Source organism: Cytobacillus sp. C11.1 (assembly GCF_058145115.1).
In genome coordinates, this window is record NZ_CM176935.1 from 4,327,774 (window position 1) to 4,348,992 (window position 21,219).

16 protein-coding genes are annotated in these 21,219 nt (G+C 43.1%); 1 reads left to right on the forward strand and 15 read right to left on the reverse strand.

The window, feature by feature from the left end:
• Positions 1-68: 68 nt before the first annotated feature.
• From priA to AC3ZVC_RS21390, 7 genes are all read right to left on the reverse strand, one after another.
• Positions 69-2,483 (reverse strand): primosomal protein N', encoded by a 2,415-nt coding sequence (gene priA / locus AC3ZVC_RS21360; RefSeq protein ID WP_490065141.1) that lies wholly within the window; start codon positions 2,481-2,483, stop codon positions 69-71.
• Positions 2,480-3,688: a bifunctional phosphopantothenoylcysteine decarboxylase/phosphopantothenate--cysteine ligase CoaBC gene (gene coaBC / locus AC3ZVC_RS21365; RefSeq protein ID WP_490065142.1), complete on the reverse strand. Its 1,209-nt coding sequence runs from the start codon at positions 3,686-3,688 to the stop codon at positions 2,480-2,482. Before coaBC ends, priA begins: the two co-directional genes overlap by 4 nt.
• A gap of 480 nt (positions 3,689-4,168) precedes the next feature.
• Positions 4,169-4,390 carry a DNA-directed RNA polymerase subunit omega gene (rpoZ, locus tag AC3ZVC_RS21370; RefSeq protein ID WP_214724764.1) on the reverse strand — a complete coding sequence of 74 codons (222 nt, stop codon included), beginning with the start codon at positions 4,388-4,390 and terminating at the stop codon, positions 4,169-4,171.
• Positions 4,391-4,392: 2 nt separating this feature from the next.
• Entirely contained in the window at positions 4,393-5,007 is a 615-nt protein-coding gene (gmk, locus tag AC3ZVC_RS21375; RefSeq protein ID WP_490065143.1) for a guanylate kinase, read from the reverse strand.
• A 10-nt stretch (positions 5,008-5,017) separates the two neighbouring features.
• Complete coding sequence (remA, locus tag AC3ZVC_RS21380) at positions 5,018-5,281, reverse strand: extracellular matrix/biofilm regulator RemA (protein WP_026585597.1); 264 nt, start codon at positions 5,279-5,281, stop codon at positions 5,018-5,020.
• A 60-nt stretch (positions 5,282-5,341) separates the two neighbouring features.
• The gene (locus AC3ZVC_RS21385; protein ID WP_490065144.1) at positions 5,342-6,220 is read right to left on the reverse strand and encodes a YicC/YloC family endoribonuclease; all 879 of its coding nucleotides are present in this window, start codon (positions 6,218-6,220) and stop codon (positions 5,342-5,344) included.
• A gap of 217 nt (positions 6,221-6,437) precedes the next feature.
• Positions 6,438-9,116, reverse strand: a complete 2,679-nt coding sequence (locus tag AC3ZVC_RS21390; RefSeq protein WP_490065145.1) for a calcium-translocating P-type ATPase, SERCA-type — start codon at positions 9,114-9,116, stop codon at positions 6,438-6,440.
• Between the two features lie 679 nt (positions 9,117-9,795).
• Between AC3ZVC_RS21390 and AC3ZVC_RS21395 the strand changes: the two genes are divergently transcribed.
• The gene (locus AC3ZVC_RS21395; RefSeq protein ID WP_490065146.1) at positions 9,796-11,508 is read left to right on the forward strand and encodes an Rqc2 family fibronectin-binding protein; all 1,713 of its coding nucleotides are present in this window, start codon (positions 9,796-9,798) and stop codon (positions 11,506-11,508) included.
• 142 nt (positions 11,509-11,650) lie between these two features.
• Here the strand turns inward: AC3ZVC_RS21395 and pyrE are convergent, their stop codons facing one another.
• The 8 genes from pyrE to AC3ZVC_RS21435 are packed head-to-tail and all read right to left on the reverse strand — an operon-like array spanning position 11,651 to position 21,159.
• A complete protein-coding gene (gene pyrE / locus AC3ZVC_RS21400; protein WP_490065147.1) occupies positions 11,651-12,283 on the reverse strand; it encodes an orotate phosphoribosyltransferase in 633 nt (210 codons plus the stop codon).
• Positions 12,273-12,992, reverse strand: a complete 720-nt coding sequence (pyrF, locus tag AC3ZVC_RS21405) for an orotidine-5'-phosphate decarboxylase (protein WP_490065148.1) — start codon at positions 12,990-12,992, stop codon at positions 12,273-12,275. Before pyrF ends, pyrE begins: the two co-directional genes overlap by 11 nt.
• Positions 12,964-13,905: a dihydroorotate dehydrogenase gene (locus AC3ZVC_RS21410; RefSeq protein WP_490065149.1), complete on the reverse strand. Its 942-nt coding sequence runs from the start codon at positions 13,903-13,905 to the stop codon at positions 12,964-12,966. Before AC3ZVC_RS21410 ends, pyrF begins: the two co-directional genes overlap by 29 nt.
• The gene (locus AC3ZVC_RS21415; protein ID WP_490068980.1) at positions 13,902-14,678 is read right to left on the reverse strand and encodes a dihydroorotate dehydrogenase electron transfer subunit; all 777 of its coding nucleotides are present in this window, start codon (positions 14,676-14,678) and stop codon (positions 13,902-13,904) included. Before AC3ZVC_RS21415 ends, AC3ZVC_RS21410 begins: the two co-directional genes overlap by 4 nt.
• A complete protein-coding gene (carB, locus tag AC3ZVC_RS21420; protein WP_490065150.1) occupies positions 14,678-17,890 on the reverse strand; it encodes a carbamoyl-phosphate synthase large subunit in 3,213 nt (1,070 codons plus the stop codon). Before carB ends, AC3ZVC_RS21415 begins: the two co-directional genes overlap by 1 nt.
• Entirely contained in the window at positions 17,869-18,975 is a 1,107-nt protein-coding gene (locus AC3ZVC_RS21425; RefSeq protein WP_490065151.1) for a carbamoyl phosphate synthase small subunit, read from the reverse strand. The genes carB and AC3ZVC_RS21425 overlap by 22 nt, the downstream gene beginning before the upstream one ends.
• A complete protein-coding gene (pyrC, locus tag AC3ZVC_RS21430; protein ID WP_490065152.1) occupies positions 18,972-20,258 on the reverse strand; it encodes a dihydroorotase in 1,287 nt (428 codons plus the stop codon). Before pyrC ends, AC3ZVC_RS21425 begins: the two co-directional genes overlap by 4 nt.
• Positions 20,221-21,159 (reverse strand): aspartate carbamoyltransferase catalytic subunit, encoded by a 939-nt coding sequence (locus tag AC3ZVC_RS21435; protein WP_490065153.1) that lies wholly within the window; start codon positions 21,157-21,159, stop codon positions 20,221-20,223. Before AC3ZVC_RS21435 ends, pyrC begins: the two co-directional genes overlap by 38 nt.
• Between the last annotated feature and the right edge of the window lie 60 nt (positions 21,160-21,219).

Below are 21,219 nucleotides of genomic sequence, written 5' to 3' on the forward strand. Positions count from 1 at the left end.
CCTCCATTTTTATCTATTTTCAACCAATTCTTGCTTATTCATAACCATTATTAAGACAACATGAATCTCTACATTAAAATATACGGATTCAGGTCAACTGAAATAGTAAGTCCACCTGTGGCGATTTCCTGCTGATAGTTGTCAATGACCTTTTTCAGTGCCTGCCCTAGCTCAGGTTCCCGTTTGTATTTTATCAGACATTGATAGCGATATCTATTATTGATCCGCGGAATTGGCGATGCAACCGGACCAAGTACAATGCTTTCCGCCGTTAGGCGGGACTGAATATATTGTGTAATTTTTTCAGTAACGGAAACAGCCTTCATTAATTCCTCATGACTGACGGTAACAAGGGAGATATAGTAGAAAGGAGGGTATCTATGAATTTTGCGGACCATCATTTCCCTTTCATAGAACTTATCGTAATCCTGCTCTCCTGCAAGCTCGACACTGTAATGTTCAGGTGTATAGGTTTGGATAACAACCTCACCCTCAAGCTCATGCCTTCCTGCGCGCCCGCTAACCTGGGTCAAAAGCTGAAAGGTTTTTTCCGAAGAACGAAAATCAGGCAGATGAAGCATTGTATCAGCTGAGAGAACTCCTACCAATGTAATATTGGGAAAATCAAGACCCTTTGCTATCATTTGCGTACCAAGGAGTATATCCGCATGACCTTCCTGAAATTGGTCTAACAGTTTTTCATGGGAGCCCTTTCTGCTGGTAGTGTCCACATCCATCCGGATGACCTTTGCTTCAGGCAAAACCTTTGCCAGCTCTTCTTCAACCTTCTGCGTCCCGGTTCCAAAATAACGGATATGTTCACTTTCACATTCCGGGCAGGTATTTGGGACTGTTGCTTCATAGCCGCAGTAATGGCATTTCATTTGCTGGTTAAACCGATGATAAGTCAAGGAGATGTCACAATGAGGACAATTAATGACATAGCCGCAATCCCTGCACATAACAAAAGAAGAATGCCCTCTTTTATTAAGAAATAAGACAATTTGTTCCTTCTTTTCAAGCCGGTCTTTTATTTTATCAAGGAGCATTCTCGAAAACATGGAACGATTGCCTTCCCGGAGCTCTTCTCTCATATCAATAATTTCAACTGATGGCAGCGCCTGATTATTCATCCTTTTAGGCAGAGATAGAAGCTGATATACTCCTTTGTGTGCTCTTGCAAACGATTCAAGCGAAGGAGTTGCACTCCCTAGAACTACTGGACATTTATATTTTCCAGCCCTTTCAATCGCCACATCCCTTGCATGGTACCTCGGGTTCTCCTCCTGTTTGTAGCTTGTCTCGTGTTCTTCATCGATAATGACAATTCCGAGGTTCTCAAAAGGAGCAAAGATTGCGGACCGGGCTCCGACAACCACCTTTACTTCCTTCCTTTGAATCTTTCTCCATTCATCATACTTTTCCCCGGCAGAAAGGCCGCTGTGCATAACGGCAACCTGATCGCCAAATCTTCCTTTAAAGCGGTTGACCATTTGCGGAGTTAACGAAATTTCGGGAACCAGAACAATTGCTTCTTTTCCGTCCTGAAGAACTCTTTGAATCGATTGAAGATAAACCTCTGTTTTGCCGCTGCCTGTTACACCATACAGCAAGAACGTTTCATGCCTCTTTTCCTCTATGGAATTCAGGATGGGGATAATTGCTTTTCTCTGTTCGTCGGTCAAAGAAAGGGGTTCCGTTCTTTTAAACTCCCGGTCCCCGAAAGGATTGCGGTAAATTTCCACTTCTTTCCGACCAAGCAAACCTTTTTGTATGAGCCCCTTGAATGTTGACGAGGTTATTCCCAGTAAAGAGATTAGCTCTTTTTGTTCAATCGGGCTGCCATCCTGAAGGAAGTATTCAAGCACCTCTTTTTGCTTTGTTGCATTTGCAGGCAGCTTTTCGATGTATTCCTCAATGGCATTTTGGTCTGCCGCTGGAAATAACTGCTTTACTTTTTTCTTTTTCACACGTTCTTTTACTTGATAGATAATGTCAATATTCCCATTTGAAGCTTCTTTCTGCAAAAGTGACAGAGTTCCATCCTTCACTGCTTCATCCCAGGTGATTGCCTCTCTATTTTCAAAAAGAGTTTGCACTTTTTCTGGAAGCGCCACACGGTCTGCCTTTTCCGCCAATACTAGTTTTTTTTCATATTTTGCCTTAAGGGCTGCTGGCAGCATTGCCTGGTAGGCTGATATTTTATAGCATAGTGTTCTCTCTGTCAGCCAATCTCCCAGAGACAGAAGCTCCTGATTTAGGACAGGATTTAAATCCATTGGTTCTGCAATTGACTTTAATTGGCTGAATTCCGATTCTGTTTTCAGGCCTGTTACAAAACCCTGGATTTTCCTGGGACCGAATGGAACGATGACTCTCATGCCAGGCTGTATGACACCTGCCAAATGGTCAGGTATTTTATAGTCAAACGCTCGGTCTGTCTGCTTGGCAGGTACATCAACAATTACACTGGCAATATTCATTTTTGCTCATCCTTTAGTAAAATCGCAGCTTCCTGGAGAATCTTTGCAGCAACATCTTTTTTGGACATGAGAGGGAGCTCTTCAGAAGTTCCATCTTTTTTAAACAGTGTAACAATATTGGTGTCTGTTCCGAATCCGGCACCTTCTGAAGTTACATTATTTGCAACGATCATATCGGCGTTTTTCTTTTTTAGCTTGCCCTGTGCATATTCATCAACCCGTTCAGTTTCAGCAGCAAATCCAATTAAAACTTGGCCCTTCTTTTTCTGCCCGAGCTCAAACAAAATATCTTTTGTTCTTTCAAGCTCCAATACTTCGTCTCCAGGCTGCTTCTTCATTTTTTGGCTATAGCTTACTTTTGGACGGTAGTCTGAGACCGCTGCTGTTTTTATAACAATATCAGCAGTTTCAAACTCTTCCATTGCAGCCTGATACATTTCTTCGGCGCTTTCAACATTTATAAGCTTGGCTCCATCAGGGGCTTTAATGGTTACAGGCCCAGAGATTAAAGTAACTTCTGCACCGGCAGCAGCTGCTTCTTCCGCAATTGCATAGCCCATTTTTCCTGTAGAATGATTGGTGATGTAACGGACCGGATCAATTTTTTCCCTCGTGGGGCCTGCTGTAATCACAACTTTTCTTCCTGCAAGATCTTGCATTGGTTTGCTGAAAAATAAACGGATTATTTCTGTAATCTTCTCAGGCTCCTCCAGTCTGCCTTTTCCAACATAACCGCAGGCAAGATATCCTTCAGAAGGTTCAATAAACCTGCACCCAAAGCTGTATAATGTTTCAATATTTTTTTGGACTGCCGGATGGCTATACATATGTACATTCATTGCAGGAGCAATCCAAATAGGAGATGTAGCAGCCAATAAGGTTGTTGTAATCATGTTATCTGCTATTCCGTTCGCCAGCTTTCCAATTACATTAGCTGTGGCCGGAGCAACAAGAATCAAATCTGCCCAGTCCGCAAGATCAATATGGGCAATCACCTTTGAATCTTTTTCATCAAATGTGTCAGTATAAACATCGTTTCTGGACAATGCCTGAAATGTTAGGGGAGCCACAAATTTTGCGGCAGAGTCACTTAATATAACTTTTACATCCGCTCCCGCCTGGGTAAGCTTACTCGTCAATGCTGCTGCTTTATAAACAGCAATTCCCCCTGTAACGCATAATAATATTTTTTTGCCTGAAAGCATTATTAGACCCCACCAATCTTAGCTAAAATAATCGTATCTATTTAATGGCCTGGCGCTTTGTTAAATCAGCTTATAAAGTGTTAATTTCCTAATGGCCAGTTACCGGACGATTGATTGTATTTTTGGGCTGGAAATTCCCATGCTAGTTTTATTATGCAAGAAGAGCAGTCAATTTTCATCTATTAAAACCAAAAGATCTTTAATAATTGGCTGTGTTAAAGCTCAATGTTGATTTTGTCACTTTGTTGATTGGAGCGGAAGGCGCAAGATCATCGAAAGGCCTCCGCATTTCCTTCGTGAGGTGCAAGGATTCTTATTCCAAGTCTTGCTGGAGTGCAGGCTTAATGCTTGAGTAGCAACGGTCCGCCCGCAGGCAGCTGAACTTCTTAAGCGGAAATCAACAGGTAAAGTTAACAAAGCCAGTCTATATTAAAAGAAATAAAAATAACAACCTTTTTGAAAGGTTGTTATTCAGCGTTTTTACTCGTATGATTCATTAGCCTTTTTCTCACCCAGACGGTAGTGAAGCTGGTCGGCATGGATTTCTTCCAGAGCCTTGCCCACATTTTTATGTGATTTATAGTTTTCAAGCTGTGGCCTTGCGTTTAATTGCAGCTTACGTGCACGTTTGGCAGCAACGGAAACAAGTGAATATTTGGAATCAATCTTAGTCATTAAGGAATCAATAGAAGGATATAGCATCTTTATTCAGCCTCCAGCATCTTTTTATATTTCGGTTCTACACGTTCCCTGCGGCAGTGTTCAGCTACCACAATGGATTTAATTCTCTCGCAGGCAAGGTCGATTTGATCATTTTCCACTACATAATCGTAGAGGTTCATCATTTCAATTTCTTCTTTTGCTACACTCATGCGATTGTTAATAATATCTTCCGTCTCTGTTCCTCTTGTAACAATACGGTTCTTAAGCTCTGATAAGCTTGGAGGTACAAGGAAAATAAATAGACCATCAGGAAATTTCTCGCGGACCTGGCGGGCGCCTTGAACTTCTATTTCCAGGAATACATCTTTGCCGCGGTCCAGAGTCTCTCTAACATAATCTACAGGCGTACCGTAATAATTCCCGACAAATTCGGCATATTCAAGCAGTTTGTCCTGGCGGATCAGTTCTTCAAATTCTTCACGGGTTTTGAAAAAATAATCAATCCCGTTTACTTCTCCCTCTCTTGGCGCTCTCGTTGTCATGGAGATAGAATACTCAAACGAGGTATCAGGCTGAGAAAATATTTCTTTTCTAACAGTTCCTTTTCCTACACCTGAGGGTCCGGATAGAACAATTAATAACCCTTTTTCTTTCATTTAAACAATCCTACCCTTCCTCAATAATTTCATCACGGTCGTTTAATCGGTGCGCGACAGTTTCCGGTTGGACCGCAGACAGAATGACATGGTCACTGTCCATAACGATAACAGCCCGGGTGCGCCTCCCATATGTCGCATCTATCAAAGAGCCCCTGTCACGCGCGTCCTGAATGATGCGTTTAATTGGGGCAGATTCAGGACTTACTATAGAAATTATCCGGTTGGCAGAGACAATATTGCCAAAGCCGATATTGATCAGTTTAATTGACATTTGGGTCCTCCAATCATCAGTTATTTATTTTGACCCCCAGAGCGGCAATCTAAACAACTGCTATTCAATATTTTGAATTTGTTCCTTCATTTTTTCCAGTAGGCTCTTTATTTCAACCACTTCTGCAGCTATCGCGGCATCATTCGCCTTGGATCCAATCGTATTGGCTTCCCTGTTCATCTCCTGCAAAAGGAAATCAAGTTTTCTGCCAACAGGTTCTGTAAGCTGAAGCGTTTTTTCAAATTGGCTGATATGACTTTGCAGCCTTGTCAGCTCCTCATTAATATCCGCTTTATCAGCAAACACCGCAACCTCTGTTAATATCCTCGATTCATCAATCTGGCCGTCCAGATAATCCTTGATGCGCTTTTCCAATCTTTCCTGGTATAGCTGAACTACTTTTGGAGAGAGCTCACGGAGCTGGATTACCCTTTGGCTTAGCCTCCCGAGATGGGAGCGGACATCCTTCTCCAACTCAAGCCCCTCGGCTTGACGCATCTGGGCTAGATGCAAGCATGCTTCTTCAGCAGTGGAAAGGACATGCTGGCTCAATTCCTCATTGCCGGCTTCCTTTTCCTTTTCCTCTATGCCAATCAGTTCTTCCCGAATAATGTCCTCTATAGAAAGATCATTTTGGATATCGTACTTTGTTTTAATTGCAGTTATGTATTGATAATATTCATCTAAAAGTTCCCAGTCAACATTTACTTTTCGGCTGGACAAACCATCGCCTTCAATTGTGACATAAACTTCTATTCTTCCTCTTCTAATATGCTCGCCAAGCTTTTTCTTAATTTTATCTTCCATGTGCATCAGCTGCCTGGGCATACGCATATGAAACTCAGAAAAACGATGGTTTACAGTCTTAATTTCGACAGTAATAGAAAATTGCCCGGAATCTGTCTTGCTTCTGCCAAAGCCAGTCATACTTACAACCATTTCTTACACTTCCTTTTGGGAAAAGCACAGCTTTTAAGAGGATCTATGGCCTAACAGTTAACCCTTCAAAAAAGAACAACAATCCAGCTCACATAAAAGACTGTGCCATCTATGATAAAGATATAGTAATTTATGGGGATTATAACTTGCAGTTTTTTTTACGCAAAAAAGAAAGGTAATAGAGTCATCTCTACCACCTTAAGGATTATAACATATTTTATTTTGTTTTTCTTGCCAAAAATGTACCGGCCAGCAAAAATGTTGGAATAGCTGACAGTCCGGTAATCATAAACCAGTCGCGCATTTCAATCGGAACCGTGTGGAAGATAGGCTGCAGCGGCGGATAGTATATAACAATGAGCACTAAAAGAAGGGATGAGATAACTGCCCACACCAAATACTTATTGCCGAAAGGATTCCTTGAAAAAACAGATTTTTCACTCCGGCAATCAAACACATGGATCAGCTGTGCCATAACCAAAGTGGCAAAAGCTACAGTCTGGGCGTATGCCAGGTGGTCAGGGTGTTCTTTATAGGCAAAAATAAACGCAAGCAATGTGACAAGCCCGATTAAAAACCCTCTCGATACAACCTTCCAGCCCAGCCCCCTGGAGAAAACACCTTCCTTCGGGCTTCTCGGTTTTCGTTTCATCACATTTTCTTCCGGCTGGTCAAGGCCTAGCGCCATTGCCGGCAGGCCGTCGGTTACCAGGTTTACCCAGAGGATCTGGATAGGCACTAACGGCAGCGGAAGAGCAAGCAGCATTGCGAAAAGCATAACAAGAATCTCTCCCACGTTTGAAGCTAATAAGTATCTGATAAATTTCCGGATGTTTTCGTAAATATTTCTTCCTTCTTTTATGGCGGCTTTTATCGTAGCGAAATTGTCATCCAGGAGAACTAAAGCGGATGCCTCTTTAGCCACGTCTGTCCCGGTAATGCCCATCGAAATGCCTACATCTGCCGCTTTTATTGCAGGGGCATCATTGACTCCGTCTCCGGTCATAGCAACAATATGGCCTCTATTTTGAAGCGCCTTAACAATCTTTAGCTTATGCTCTGGTGATACCCTTGCGAATACGGCCACATCCTCAACCACATCTTCAAGATCTTCAACCGACATCTCGGCAAGATCTTTCCCTTGAAGAACTTGGGAGCCCTTTGTTAAAATGCCTAACTGTTTGGCAATTGCCTGGGCTGTAATGACATGGTCGCCAGTAATCATGACCGTTTTGATCCCGGCTTCCTTGCATTCCTTGACAGCTTCCCTGACTTCAGGCCTAGGAGGATCGATCATCCCTTGCAAGCCAATGAAGGTAAGCCCCTGTTCTGCTTCTTTCTCGTCAAGAATCACGTTTTTTGAAGGAATTTCCTTATAGCCGATCGCAATTGTTCTTAATGCCTGCGAAGCCAATTCCTCAATCGCTCCCTGAATCTTGCCTGCGAGCTCCCTGGTTAATATCTGGCGTTTTCCATCCCAAAGAACCGCTTCACTCTTGCCGGCTAAAACATCAGGCGCTCCTTTTGTCACGATAAATTGTCTGCCATTATGGTCCTTAACAACAACACTCATCATTTTCCTGGCAGAATCAAATGGAAACTCATTGATAATCCGGAACTGATTCAACAAACTGCTCCGGTTATAGCCCGCTTTCATAGCAGCTACAAGCAATGCCCCTTCCGTCGGATCCCCATCAATTACAAATTCATTATTTTTCTGCTGTATTTCTGCATGGTTGCAGAGCATCCCAAACATGAGCATCTGCTGAAGCGCCTTATCACTTTTAGGTTCAATTTGATTATCATTGCGGTAAAATTGTCCTTGTGGCTCATAGCCAATTCCGTCAACTCTCCACTCTTTTCCGCCGCTCCATAGATGAGTAACAGTCATCTTGTTCTGTGTCATCGTACCCGTTTTATCTGAGCAGATTACAGAAGCACAACCGAGCGTTTCCACTGCCGGAAGCTTTCGGACGATCGCCTTTTTCTTTATCATCCTTTGGACACCAAGTGACAGGGCTACTGTAACGATTGCCGGAAGTCCTTCTGGAATGGCAGCAACAGCCAGTGATACACCCGCAAGGAACATGGTATATAACTCCTGGCCTTGCGCTACCCCAGCTGCAACGACTAGCACTGTAAGTAAAATAGCGGCAGTAATCAAGATCTTGCCGAGCTGTTCGAGTCTGCGCTGCAAAGGAGTTACCATTGTTTCCGCATTTTGCAGCAGATCAGCAATTTGCCCCATTGCTGTATTCATACCTGTTCCAACTACAACACCTAATCCATTGCCGCGGGTCACCATCGTACCCATAAAAGCCATATTTTCCATATCACCTATGGCAAGATTGGCAGTTTTTAAAGATCCGGTCGTTTTCTGGACAGGCAGAGATTCACCCGTTAAAGCGGATTCCTCAATTTCCAGGCTATTCGACTCTACTATTCTCACATCTGCCCCTATTCTGTCACCCGTAACAAATTTCAGAAGATCGCCTACCACTACTTCTTTCGAAGGAATCTTCTTCCACTGGCCATCCCTAAGCGCAATTACTTGGGGAGCTGATAATTCCTTAAGAGCATGAAGTGATTTTTCAGCTTTCCTTTCCTGGAAAAAACCTAAAAACCCATTTATGACCACTATTGCAATAATTGCTATCGCATCAATATATTCACCAAGCAGCCCTGAAATCAAGGTAGCGGCTAATAAGACAAGGACCATGAAATCTTTAAATTGACTAAAAAATAAGAGCAAAGCCGACTGCTTTTCTCCCTCTTTTAACTCGTTATAGCCGTATTGTTTGCGCCGTTTCTTTACATCATCTTCCGTTAAGCCCGCCTTAATATCTGTATTTAAGGCTTGCTCAACTTCTCTTTCGTTCATTTCATGGAACTTCATCCGGACATCACACTTCCTCCTTTGTGGTTTGAGAAAAGCGGAGAGCGGCTTAAGACACTGGAATTAATCGAATTCCCGCTTGCTAAAACAATGCATCCATCACTTCCAGCAGCGCTCACAGCTAGACATTAAAGAGAATCCGCCAGGCGGCGGACCGTCCTGCTTCTTTTGCTAAATTCAAGTGAAGCAGAGTTGTCCAATCTCACTCTAAAGAAAGCTTATTCAGCCCTGTCCAAAAAAATGCTATTATTAATTAGAAAAGCGGAATCGGTTTGTCTATTAAGGGATTAACTGCTAAGATCGCTTTCTTGTACAGAGTGAATAGCATTTCTACCCTTTAGTTTGGGTTATGGTCGTTAATCGGCAGGATTAACTACCTTTTCCGCTCTCCAGCTCGGATTATCGTCGTTAATCGGCGGGATTAACTACTTTTTCACACCCCGGCTCGGATTATCGTCGTTAATCTGCGGGATTAACGCCTGCATACCTTTTCAAAGCTTTCGGCCGTTAAACAGCTGGTAAAAATCGTCAGAGACCTTAAACAGACCAAAATAGAATCGGGCCTTTAGACTTGATTTTTATCATTTTAATGAAAGAATAATTCTATAACTCTGCATTCGATTGCCAGAGAAACTAATTAAAATTAAAAGCAATTTCCAATAGAAGAGGATGTTCCAATATGTCATTTGATGGTTTATTTACAAGAGCTATGACCAAAGAGCTTATCAATACTTTAAAAGGCGGAAGAATCAATAAGATTCAACAGCCCTATAAAAATGAAATCATTGTGGTTGTGCGGGCGAACGGAAAAAACCACAGGCTTTTACTGTCCGCCCATCCAAGCTATGCCAGAGTACAGCTTACGAATGAAGCGCACGAAAACCCTTCCGAACCTCCAATGTTCTGCATGCTTTTAAGGAAGCATTTAGAGGGATATATACTTGAAGATATCCATCAAATTGAACTGGACCGGATTATTGTATTTGAAGTCAAAGGAAGAAATGAGATTGGCGATACGTCCTATAAGCAGTTAATCGTGGAAATCATGGGCCGGCACAGCAACATCACACTGGTGGATAAATCTCGAAACATTATCCTGGACAGCATTAAGCATGTGTCGTTTGCGGTTAATAGCCATCGAGCAATTTTGCCGGGACATGAGTATGTTCTTCCGCCTTCACAAGACAAACATAACCCCTTTGAGGCAAATGAACAGGAAGTATTACGCAAAATTGATTTTAACAGCGGAAAAATTGATAAACAGATTGTTGCAAGCTTTGCTGGAATTTCACCACTTTTTGCAAAAGAAGTCATTCACCATGCTGGCCTTGCCAACCGGACAACTGTTCCAAAGAGCTTCCTGCATTTTATTAACTTGGTGAAAAACCATTCCATTCAGCCTGCCATCACAGCCGGAGAACAAAAAGAAAGCTTTTACTTATTTCCGCTCCAGCATTTAATAGGTGAAAGCCGTGAGTTCAGTTCACTAAGTGAACTGCTTGACCGATACTATTTTGGAAAAGCGGAAAGAGACCGGGTCAAACAGCAATCAAATGATCTGGAGCGCTTCATTGTGAATGAAAAAGAAAAAAATGAAAAGAAAATCGAAAAACTGAAAAGAACATTGAAGGAAGCTGAAAATGCCAATAAACATCAATTATTCGGCGAACTGATTACGGCTAATATCTATGCAATTCAAAAAGGAATGAAAGAAGTTGAAGTCATCAATTATTATGATGAAGATGGCGGAACCGTTGTGATCCCATTGGACCCACGTAAGTCACCATCCGAGAATGCACAAAAATATTTCACAAGATACCAAAAGGCGAAGAACGCAATCATTGTTGTGAAAGAGCAAATTAAAAAAGCCGAAGAAGAAGCAGCCTATTTCGACTCTCTCTTACAGCAGGTGGAAACTGCTTCAACGAGGGACATTGCCGAAATTAGAGAAGAGCTTGTTGAAGGTGGATATATTAGAGAAAGACAAAAACGCGGCAGCAAAAAACAGCAAAACGCTAAGCCCAACCTTGACCGTTATATTGCCACAGACGGTACAGAAATATTGGTTGGGAAAAATAATAAGCAAAATGATTATTTAACCAACAAGGTGGCAGCGCGGGATGAAATTTGGCTGCATACAAAGGATATACCGGGGTCCCATGTTGTTATCCGCAGCAAGCAGCCCGCCGAGCAAACCATACTTGAAGCCGCTTCCCTTGCTGCTTACTTCAGCAAAGCCCGCAGTTCCAGCTCAGTACCGGTGGATTTCACCCAGGTTCGGCACGTAAAAAAACCGAGCGGCGCTAAGCCGGGGTTTGTGATCTATGACCATCAGCAGACAGTGTATGTTACACCGGATGAAGAGATAGTACTGTCTTTAAAACAAAATTAAGTAATTAAAAGAAAAAAGCAAGCGAAGATGCTTGCTTTTTTCTTTTGAAAATTAATTTTTTCAAAACGGGATATCGATTTTTTATGAACAACAAACCTATTTAAGCCAATACTAAATTCATAACTAGTTTACACAAAGCAGGTTATTGTTTAACCTTCCCCCACTCAGCAGGGTCTTTACGCCACTCCATCAATTTCTCCATATCCTCTTCCTGAATATGGCCCTTCTCGATTGCTACATCTGTTAGAGCTTCGAAATCTGTCAAAGTGATTGCCTCAATATTCTCTTCAGCAAGCATTTCTTTGCCTTTTTTAAGCTGGTATGTAAAGATCGCGGCAACACCCAATACTTCGCAGCCTGCTTCTCTTAGCGCCTTCACCGCAGTTATTGCGCTTCCCCCAGTTGAAATCAGGTCCTCTACAACAACTACCTTCTGTCCCGCTTCAGCTTTTCCTTCAATTTGCTTGCCTTTGCCATGCCCTTTTGCCTTGGAGCGGACATAGCACATAGGGAGATCCATCAAGTCACTTGTCCAGGCTGCATGCGGAATGCCGGCTGTTGCCGTTCCAGCGATGAGCTCGGTACCAGGAAACTTTTCATTAATGATTTCCTGAAGGCCTGCAGCAATTTCTTTCCTCACAGCAGGGTAGGACAGTGTCAAACGATTATCGCAATAAATTGGGGCACTCAGTCCTGATGACCAGGTGAATGGATCGTTTGGGTTTAATGCAACTGCTTTGATGTCCAGTAATCTTTCTGCTATTTTACGCTTCATTGAGTACGCCCTCCCATGATTGCTTGCATTGCATATATTTTTCGAAAGGATTTTCCGACTTTGTTATTGAACGTCCAACCACAATGGCTGACGCTCCTTCCGCTCTTGCGAACTCAGGTGTGGCAACCCTCTTTTGATCCCCGGAATTATCTGATAACATCCGGATGCCCGGTGTAACCGTTAAAAAGGTTTCTCCTAAACGGGAACTGATTTCTTTTGCTTCAAAACTAGAACATACAACACCATCGAGCCCCGCCTCTTTGGAGAGACTAGCATAATGAAGAACCGATTCATTCAGTGTTACAGGTATTAATTGCTCTGATTTCATTTGCAGTTCAGAAGTGCTTGTAAGCTGGGTAACTGCAATGCAGAATGGCCTATTGCCAGATTCGCGGCCAGCTTCCAGTCCTTCAAGAGCCGCTTCCATCATGGCTTTACCCCCGGCAGCATGAACGTTGATCATATCGCAGCCTAGTCCTGCCAGGCCTTTCATCGCATTCTTTACTGTATTCGGAATGTCATGGAGTTTAATATCCAGGAAAATCTCATGTCCCTTTTCTTTTAATTCATAAACAATGGATGGCCCCTCCTGGTAAAATAACTCCATCCCAACTTTTAAAAATAGTTTCTCATTCTCAAAGTGTGTGAGAAAACGATTTACCTCATTTTTCCCTGCAAAATCAAGAGCAATAATAAGCGGCTTCTTCATGTTTTTTCCAGCTCCTTCCTGTACACTCTGATATATGTTCATAACCGAGACTTTTTAAAAGTTCGGGCAGCTCATCAATAATCTTCGGACAGACAAACGGGTCTACGAAATTCGCTGTACCAACGGCCACTGCACTTGCTCCTGCATAATAGTACTCTATTACATCCTCGGCAGATTCGATTCCGCCCATACCGATAATCGGAAGGGATACCTGCTGGCTGACTTCATAAATCATTCTTAGTGCAACTGGCTTTATCGCAGGTCCTGAAAGGCCGCCAGTTTTATTTGCCAGAATTGGATTGCCTGTTTTCAGGTCCAGTCTCATGCCCATTAGCGTGTTGATCATCGTTAATCCGTCTGCGCCTCCATCCTCAACCGCTTTTGCCATTTCTACTATATTTGTGACATTCGGAGAAAGCTTTACATATACGGGAACTTCTGAAACTTCTTTTACTTTTTTTGTTAAGTTCTTGGCTGTCTCCGGAATCGTTCCAAAGGCAATTCCACCTGTTTTGACGTTCGGGCAAGAGATGTTAAGTTCAAGCGCATGCACATTCTTGGCAGCTGAAATTCTTTTTGCCACAGCAACATAATCTTCTTCTTGTGAACCGGCAACATTAGCTATGATGGGTACATCAAATTGTTCAAGCCACACTAACTCTTCATTCACAACTTTTTCCAATCCGGGGTTTTGCAGCCCGATCGCGTTCAGCATACCTGCTGAAGTTTCCGCAACTCTTGGGGTTGGATTTCCAAATCGAGGTTCAGAAGTGGTCGCTTTAATCATAATCGCTCCCAGCTTACTCAAATCGTAGAGCTGGCTAAATTCTCTGCCGAATCCAAAACATCCTGATGCCGGCATGATTGGATTTTTTAAATTAAGCCCTGGAAGGCTAATTTTTAATGAGCTCATATAACAACCTCCCCTGCTTTAAAAACTGGTCCGTCACTGCAAACCTTTTTATAGCTGTAGCCTGCAGGATCATCTCCGGTATGGCAGACACATGCAAAGCATGCGCCGATTCCGCAGCCCATCCGTTCTTCAAGTGACAGATACACGTTTTTATGTCGATACTGACTTTCCAGCGCCTTAAGCATTGGTGTTGGGCCGCAGGAATAAAGAATATCGAAGTCAAGTTTTAATTCATCTATGACATTCGTTACAAAGCCCTTTGTCCCAAGGCTGCCATCGGCTGTGGCAATATACGTTTCTCCGTGTTTCGAAAATCTTTCTTCATAAAAAGCAGCACTATCTGTTTGAAAGCCTAATATATGAACTACCTTTACGCCCAGCTTAACAAGCTGCTTGGACAACTCATAAAGCGGCGGTACACCAATTCCTCCGCCAACAAGCAGGGCTGTATCCCCTGGTTTTGCTTCGTGGACAGGGAAGCCATTTCCTAAAGGGCCCAACACATCAACAGTATCACCAGCTTTTTTCTCTGAAAGCTTCACCGTGCCCCTGCCTTCAGCCCTGTAAATCATCTTAAATTGACTCAAGCCAGGAGCGATTTCAGCAATGCTGATCGGCCTTCTAAGCATTGGATCATAGCCTTCTGAGACTTTTAAATGGACGAATTGGCCAGGCTCTGTCATTTCATGAACAAGCTCACCTTGAAGGGTGAGCTCGTAAATGTTATTTGCAATTTTATTTTGAGCGATTACTGTGCATAATTCCTGCTTGATCAAGATAGAACCGCCTCCCGAATTTGTTCTGGTTTATCCATCGCATCCGCGGAGAAATTCATAGATTCAATCACTCGAAGGATTGCTTCAGCCGTATCCAGTGAAGTTAGGCATGGCACGCCATTTTCAACAGATTCACGGCGGATTCGGAAGCCGTCCCGGGCTGGCTGTTTGCCTTTTGTTAACGTATTAATGACAAACTGTGCTTCGCCATTTCTAATTACATCCAGAAGGTTTTGCCCTTCAGAGCCGATCTTTCCGGTCACTTTAACAGGTATGCCGGCAGATTGAAGAAATAAAGCTGTTCCGCTTGTCGCCATTAGTCTGTAGCCTATAGACACGAAACGTTTTGCGAGCTGCAGGGCTTCTTCTTTATCTTTGTCCGCTACTGTCATAAGGACGGTTCCGAACGGCTGGATTTTCATTCCGGAAGCAACAAGACCTTTATAAAGGGCTTTTTCTAACGTTGTGTCTTTCCCCATAACTTCCCCGGTTGATTTCATTTCCGGCCCTAAAGTGATGTCCACTCTTCTCAGCTTGGCAAAGGAGAAGACCGGAACCTTTACAAACACGCCGCTTCTTTCTGGAAGAAGGCCTGATCCGTACCCCTGTTGGGCCAATGACTGTCCTAAAATAACCTTTGTAGCTATTTTGGCCATTGGTACATTTGTAATTTTGCTCAAGAAAGGCACCGTCCGGCTTGAGCGGGGATTAACTTCAAGCACATATACCTCTCCTTTAGCGATTACATACTGGATATTTAGAAGACCGATAATCCCCAGTCCTTTAGCCATCTTTTGCGTGTACTCAACCAGCTTTTTTTTAATTTCCTGTGAAATATTTTGCGGCGGATATACCGCGATTGAATCTCCAGAGTGGACGCCGGCTCTTTCAATATGCTCCATAATACCTGGGATAAGAACATTCTCGCCATCAGAAATCGCATCAACTTCAATTTCTTTTCCGGTCAAATAACGGTCTATTAATACCGGGTGCTCGGGATTTACTTTAACCGCATTTTCCATATAGTGAAGTAGCTCTTCTTCTTTGTACACAATCTCCATCGCTCTTCCGCCAAGTACATATGATGGACGAACCACCACAGGATAGCCGATTTCACTTGCTATTGTGACAGCCTGTTCCACTGATAAAGCTGTCTTTCCCTTTGGCATTGGAATATTCAATTCAGCAAGAGCTTGCTCGAATTTGTCACGGTCTTCTGCTCGATCAAGGTTCTCAAGGGAAGTTCCGAGAATTTTCACGCCTCTTTCTACCAGCTTTGCTGCCAGGTTGATGGCTGTCTGCCCGCCAAACTGTACAACCACTCCTTCAGGCTGCTCCAAATCAATAATATGCATTACATCTTCAATCGTCAGCGGTTCAAAGTAGAGCTTATCGGAAATACTGAAGTCTGTTGAAACCGTTTCAGGATTATTATTTATAATGATTGCTTCATAGCCTGCTTCCTTAATGGCCCATACTGCGTGAACTGTTGAGTAATCGAATTCTACTCCCTGGCCAATGCGGATTGGACCAGATCCGAGGACAACCACACTCTTGCGGTCTGTTACCAAAGATTCGTTTTCATCTTCATACGTTCCATAGAAGTATGGTGTTTCAGATTCAAACTCCGCAGCACACGTATCAACCATTTTGTAAACTGGAACGATATTATTGGATTTCCTCCAGCTGTATACTTCGATTTCTTTGACTCCCCAAAGCTTGGCGATTACCGAATCAGCAAATCCCATTTCTTTTGCCGCTTTTCCTGTTTCCTGGTCAAACGGCTTTTCTGCTAATACTTTCTCAAAGGCTATTATTTTACTAATCTTGTGCAGGAAGAACAGGTCAATCTTGCTCCACTCATGGATCGCATCAATTGTTACTCCCCTGCGAATGGCTTCCCCGATATAAAACAGGCGCTCGTCGCCTGCTTTTCTTATCCGTTTTTCAATCAATTCATCTGAAATTAGTTCAGCATCCTTTAGTTCAAGATGGTGGATATTTGCTTCAAGTGAGCGGACTGCTTTTAGTAAAGATTCTTCCAGCGTACGTCCGATCGCCATTACTTCTCCGGTTGCCTTCATCTGTGTTCCAAGAGTCCGGTTTGCAGATTCAAATTTATCAAACGGCCAGCGCGGAATTTTTGAAACGATATAATCCAAAGCCGGTTCGAAGCAGGCATATGTTTTTCCAGTAACAGGGTTCATCATTTCATCAAGTGTCAGTCCTACTGCAATCTTTGCTGCAAGCTTCGCAATCGGATAACCTGTAGCTTTTGATGCCAGTGCAGAGGAACGGCTGACACGTGGATTTACTTCTATGATGTAGTAATTGAAACTGTGTGGATCCAACGCGAGCTGAACATTACAGCCTCCTTCAATCTCTAATGCGCGAATAATTTTTAGTGAAGTGTTCCTCAGCAGCTGGTACTCGCGGTCACTGAGAGTCTGGCTTGGTGCTACAACAATTGAATCGCCTGTATGGATACCAACCGGATCAAAGTTTTCCATATTACAGACAACAATCGCATTGTCATTGGAATCTCTCATTACTTCATACTCTATTTCCTTGAATCCTGCAATGCTCTTTTCAAGAAGACATTGGGTAACAGGGCTGTTTTTCAAGCCGCTTGCAACAATTTCAATTAATTCTTCTTCATCATGGCAGATTCCCCCGCCGGTACCTCCGAGAGTGAAAGCAGGGCGAACAATTACCGGATACCCGATTTTATTTACAAATCCGAATGCTTCATCCAGGTTATGGATAATTTCACTTTCAGGTACAGGCTCGTCAAGCTCATTCATCAAATTGCGGAAAAGATCTCGGTCTTCTGCTTTTTGAATGGCAGATAATTTTGTTCCAAGAATCTCAACGCCGCATTCCTCCAAAACACCAGATTCAGCCAGCTCTACAGCCAGATTCAAGCCAGTTTGGCCACCCAGTGTCGGAACAAGCGCATCCGGACGCTCTTTCCGGATGATACGGCTGACAAATTCGAGGGTTAGCGGTTCTATGTACACCGCGTCAGCAATTTCCGTATCTGTCATAATCGTTGCCGGGTTTGAATTTACTAGGATTACGCGATAGCCTTCCTCTTTCAAAGCGATGCAGGCCTGTGTGCCCGCATAGTCAAACTCCGCTGCCTGGCCGATTACAATAGGCCCCGATCCGATTACTAAAATGCTTTTTATATCTGTACGCTTTGGCATGCTGCAGCACCTTCCTCTTTTTGTGTTTCAATCATTTGCAGGAATTGTTCAAATAACCCGTTTGCATCTTCTGGTCCTGGTGAAGCTTCCGGGTGGTATTGTACGGTAAAAGCTGGTACTTCTTTATGTTTCAGCCCTTCGATCGTTCCATCGTTTATCGCAATATGAGTAATTTCAAGCGGTGTGCCCGCTATTGAATTTTCTTCAACTGAATAACCATGGTTCTGTGAAGTTAAAGCTACTTTTCCAGTACTTAGATCTTTTACTGGATGATTAGAGCCCCGGTGGCCAAATTTCATTTTTTCTGTATTGGCACCGCACGCCAGTGCAAAAAGCTGATGGCCCAGGCAAATCCCGAAAATAGGCACATTACCTAATAGTTCCTTAATCATAGTGATGGCTTCCGGAACATCTTTCGGGTCCCCAGGTCCATTGGACAGCATGACACCGTCAGGGCTCAAGCTGAGAATTTCTTTAGCTGAAGTATTGTAAGGAACAACAATCACATCACAATCCCGCTTATTTAGTTCCCTTAAAATACCGTGCTTCATTCCGAAATCTACTAGGACAACCCTGCTGCCGCGCCCTGGGCTTGGATAAGATGTCTTAGTAGAAACCTGCTTTACCTGGTCGTTCCGCAGCATGGTTGCACGCAATTTTTCGATGATCGTTTCAGGGTTTTCATTAATGCTGCAGATAGCCCCTTTAAGCGTTCCATGCTGACGGATGATTCTTGTTAATTTTCTTGTATCGATTCCCGCAATACCCGGAATATTCTTCATCCTGAAATATTCGTTCAATGACTGCTCATTTCTCCAGTTGGAAGGATACTCGCTTGCTTCTTTTACAATAAACCCTGAAATCGCCGGAGAAATGGATTCAAAGTCATCCCGGTTGATTCCGTAGTTTCCGATTAATGGATAAGTAAGAGTAACAATTTGCCCGCAGTAGGAAGGGTCTGACAAAATTTCCTGATAACCTGTCATCCCTGTATTGAATACAATCTCTCCGATTGAATTCACATCACTTCCAAACGCTTTTCCGATAAAAATAGTTCCATCTTCCAGAATCAGCTGTTTTTTCATGCTTTTACACTCCTTCTGTTCCAGGCAATTTTTCCGTTAATCATTGTTAATACTGGCCAGCCTTTACAATCCCAGCCTGAGAATGGCGTATTTTTTCCTTTTGATAAAAACTGTGCAGGATTAATTTCTTCCTGATGGTTTAAGTCCAGAAGAACCAAGTCAGCCTCTGCTCCAGTTTCTATTCTTCCTGACTGAAGGCTGAATGCCTCTGCAGGTTTAACTGTTAAGTAATCGATCAGTTGCTTTAGTGTAAAAATTTCTTTCTCTACAAAATGGGTGTAAAGCAGCGGAAAGGCTGTTTCCAAGCCGACAATTCCGAAAGGCGCCAGCACCATGCCCTCCGCTTTATCCCCTGCTGTATGTGGAGCATGGTCGGTTGCGATAAAATCAATCGTCCCGTCCAGCAGCCCCTCGATTAAGGCGTCTCTATCTTCTGCACCTCTTAACGGCGGGTTCATTTTAAAGTTTGGATCCAGACCTGGAATGTCTTCGTCACAAAGCAGGAGGTGATGCGGGGTTACTTCCGCAGTGACCTTGATCCCCGCGCGCTTTGCATCTCTTACCACTCTTACAGATTCCTTCGTGCTGATGTGGCAGACATGATAATGGCAGCCGGCTGCTTCTGCAAGCAGGACATCCCTTGCAATTTGTACAGACTCACAGACGGAAGGAATACCGTTCAGCCCATGCTCTTTAGCAAAAACTCCATCATGTACAGAACCTTTGTTAATGAGGGTATTTTCTTCACAATGGGCGACAATCGGCATATTGATTTCTGCTGCTTGCTTCATAGCGTCAAGCATCATTGCTGCTGACTGAATTCCCACTCCATCGTCTGTAAAGGCAAATGCTCCAGCTTCTTTAAGTGCTCTAAAATCAGTTAATTCCTGACCAAGCTCACGGATCGTAATTGATGCATACGGCAGAACTTTGACAGCTGCTTTCTCCTCAATCCGCTTGTTCAATTTTTCAAGCTGTTCCTTCGTATCAGGAACCGGCCTTGTATTCGGCATCGCCGCAACAGTTGTAAAACCGCCTTTGGCAGCAGCCTTAGTCCCGGTTTCAATTGTCTCCTTCTTTTCTCCGCCCGGCTCGCGCAAGTGTATATGCAGGTCTATAAAGCCTGGAGCAACAAGTAAACCTTGTGCATCAATAATTTCCTGTGCTTCTCTTTTAATATTCGTGCCAATTTCGGCGATCTTTCCGGATTCTATGTAAATATCAGCTACTCGAAATTCCCCTTTATTAGTAAGCAACTGGCCATTTTTGATTAATGTTGACATAATTAGCTCCCCCTTCAATTTGTTCAATGGATCTTTTCAAAACTGCCATCCGGATGAATACTCCATTTTGCATCTGTTTGAAAATTCTGGAACGCTCGCATTCTACCAAACTATCTGCAATCTCTACGCCTCGATTTACCGGGGCAGGATGCATGATAATGCTTTTCGGCTTCATTTTTTTCTCACGTTCTTCTGTTAATCCGTAAGCAAGGTGATACTCCTCAGCAGTACGGTTTACTTTCGACTCGTGCCGTTCATGCTGGATTCTTAAAAGCATTACGACATCAGAGGTTTCGATGGCTGTGTTTATATCTTCATACACCCCATTTTCAAGCATTTCATCATCAAACCATTCATTAGGTCCTGAAAAAACAACTTTTGCTCCAAGCCGGACAAGTGCATCCGCATTGGATCTAGCCACCCGGCTATGTGAAATATCTCCAATAATTGCTACTTTTAAGCCTTCAAAAGTTCCGAATTCCTGCTTAATTGTCAGTAAATCAAGTAATGACTGTGTAGGATGGTGTCCGCATCCGTCTCCGGCATTCAAAATGGAAACCCCGCCTCTGCCTGTCAGTTCATCAAAGTATCGATCCTTGCTATGGCGGATGACAACTGCATGCACACCAATCGCTTCAAGTGTTTTGACCGTATCGTATAATGATTCACCCTTTGAAACACTTGAAGTGCTTACTTCAAAAGGGATAATATCCAGTCCAAGCCGTCTTTCTGCCACTTCAAAGCTGCATTTTGTTCTCGTACTATTTTCAAAAAAGAGGTTGGCGACAAAAACCTTGTTTTCAGGTGTCCATGTTCCGCCATTTAAAAAGTACTGCGCGTCACCCAGAATGTTATAAATTTCTTCTATCTCTAAATCTGAGGTAGTAAGCAAATGTTTCATATTTTCCCTCCTCTTTTATTTAAAAGCTTTTCAATAAGGCTCTTTGAAACTTGGGTGTTG

Excerpts from the sequence above, each read along its gene's own strand:
- priA (WP_490065141.1), bottom strand. The coding sequence starts at position 2,483 with ATGAATATTGCCAGTGTAATTGTTGATGTACCTGCCAAGCAGACAGAC.
- coaBC (WP_490065142.1), bottom strand. The coding sequence starts at position 3,688 with ATGCTTTCAGGCAAAAAAATATTATTATGCGTTACAGGGGGAATTGCT.
- rpoZ (WP_214724764.1), bottom strand. The coding sequence starts at position 4,390 with ATGCTATATCCTTCTATTGATTCCTTAATGACTAAGATTGATTCCAAA.
- gmk (WP_490065143.1), bottom strand. The coding sequence starts at position 5,007 with ATGAAAGAAAAAGGGTTATTAATTGTTCTATCCGGACCCTCAGGTGTA.
- remA (WP_026585597.1), bottom strand. The coding sequence starts at position 5,281 with ATGTCAATTAAACTGATCAATATCGGCTTTGGCAATATTGTCTCTGCC.
- AC3ZVC_RS21385 (WP_490065144.1), bottom strand. The coding sequence starts at position 6,220 with ATGGTTGTAAGTATGACTGGCTTTGGCAGAAGCAAGACAGATTCCGGG.
- AC3ZVC_RS21390 (WP_490065145.1), bottom strand. The coding sequence starts at position 9,116 with ATGAAGTTCCATGAAATGAACGAAAGAGAAGTTGAGCAAGCCTTAAAT.
- AC3ZVC_RS21395 (WP_490065146.1), top strand. The coding sequence starts at position 9,796 with ATGTCATTTGATGGTTTATTTACAAGAGCTATGACCAAAGAGCTTATC.
- pyrE (WP_490065147.1), bottom strand. The coding sequence starts at position 12,283 with ATGAAGCGTAAAATAGCAGAAAGATTACTGGACATCAAAGCAGTTGCA.
- pyrF (WP_490065148.1), bottom strand. The coding sequence starts at position 12,992 with ATGAAGAAGCCGCTTATTATTGCTCTTGATTTTGCAGGGAAAAATGAG.
- AC3ZVC_RS21410 (WP_490065149.1), bottom strand. The coding sequence starts at position 13,905 with ATGAGCTCATTAAAAATTAGCCTTCCAGGGCTTAATTTAAAAAATCCA.
- carB (WP_490065150.1), bottom strand. The coding sequence starts at position 17,890 with ATGCCAAAGCGTACAGATATAAAAAGCATTTTAGTAATCGGATCGGGG.
- AC3ZVC_RS21425 (WP_490065151.1), bottom strand. The coding sequence starts at position 18,975 with ATGAAAAAACAGCTGATTCTGGAAGATGGAACTATTTTTATCGGAAAA.
- pyrC (WP_490065152.1), bottom strand. The coding sequence starts at position 20,258 with ATGTCAACATTAATCAAAAATGGCCAGTTGCTTACTAATAAAGGGGAA.
- AC3ZVC_RS21435 (WP_490065153.1), bottom strand. The coding sequence starts at position 21,159 with ATGAAACATTTGCTTACTACCTCAGATTTAGAGATAGAAGAAATTTAT.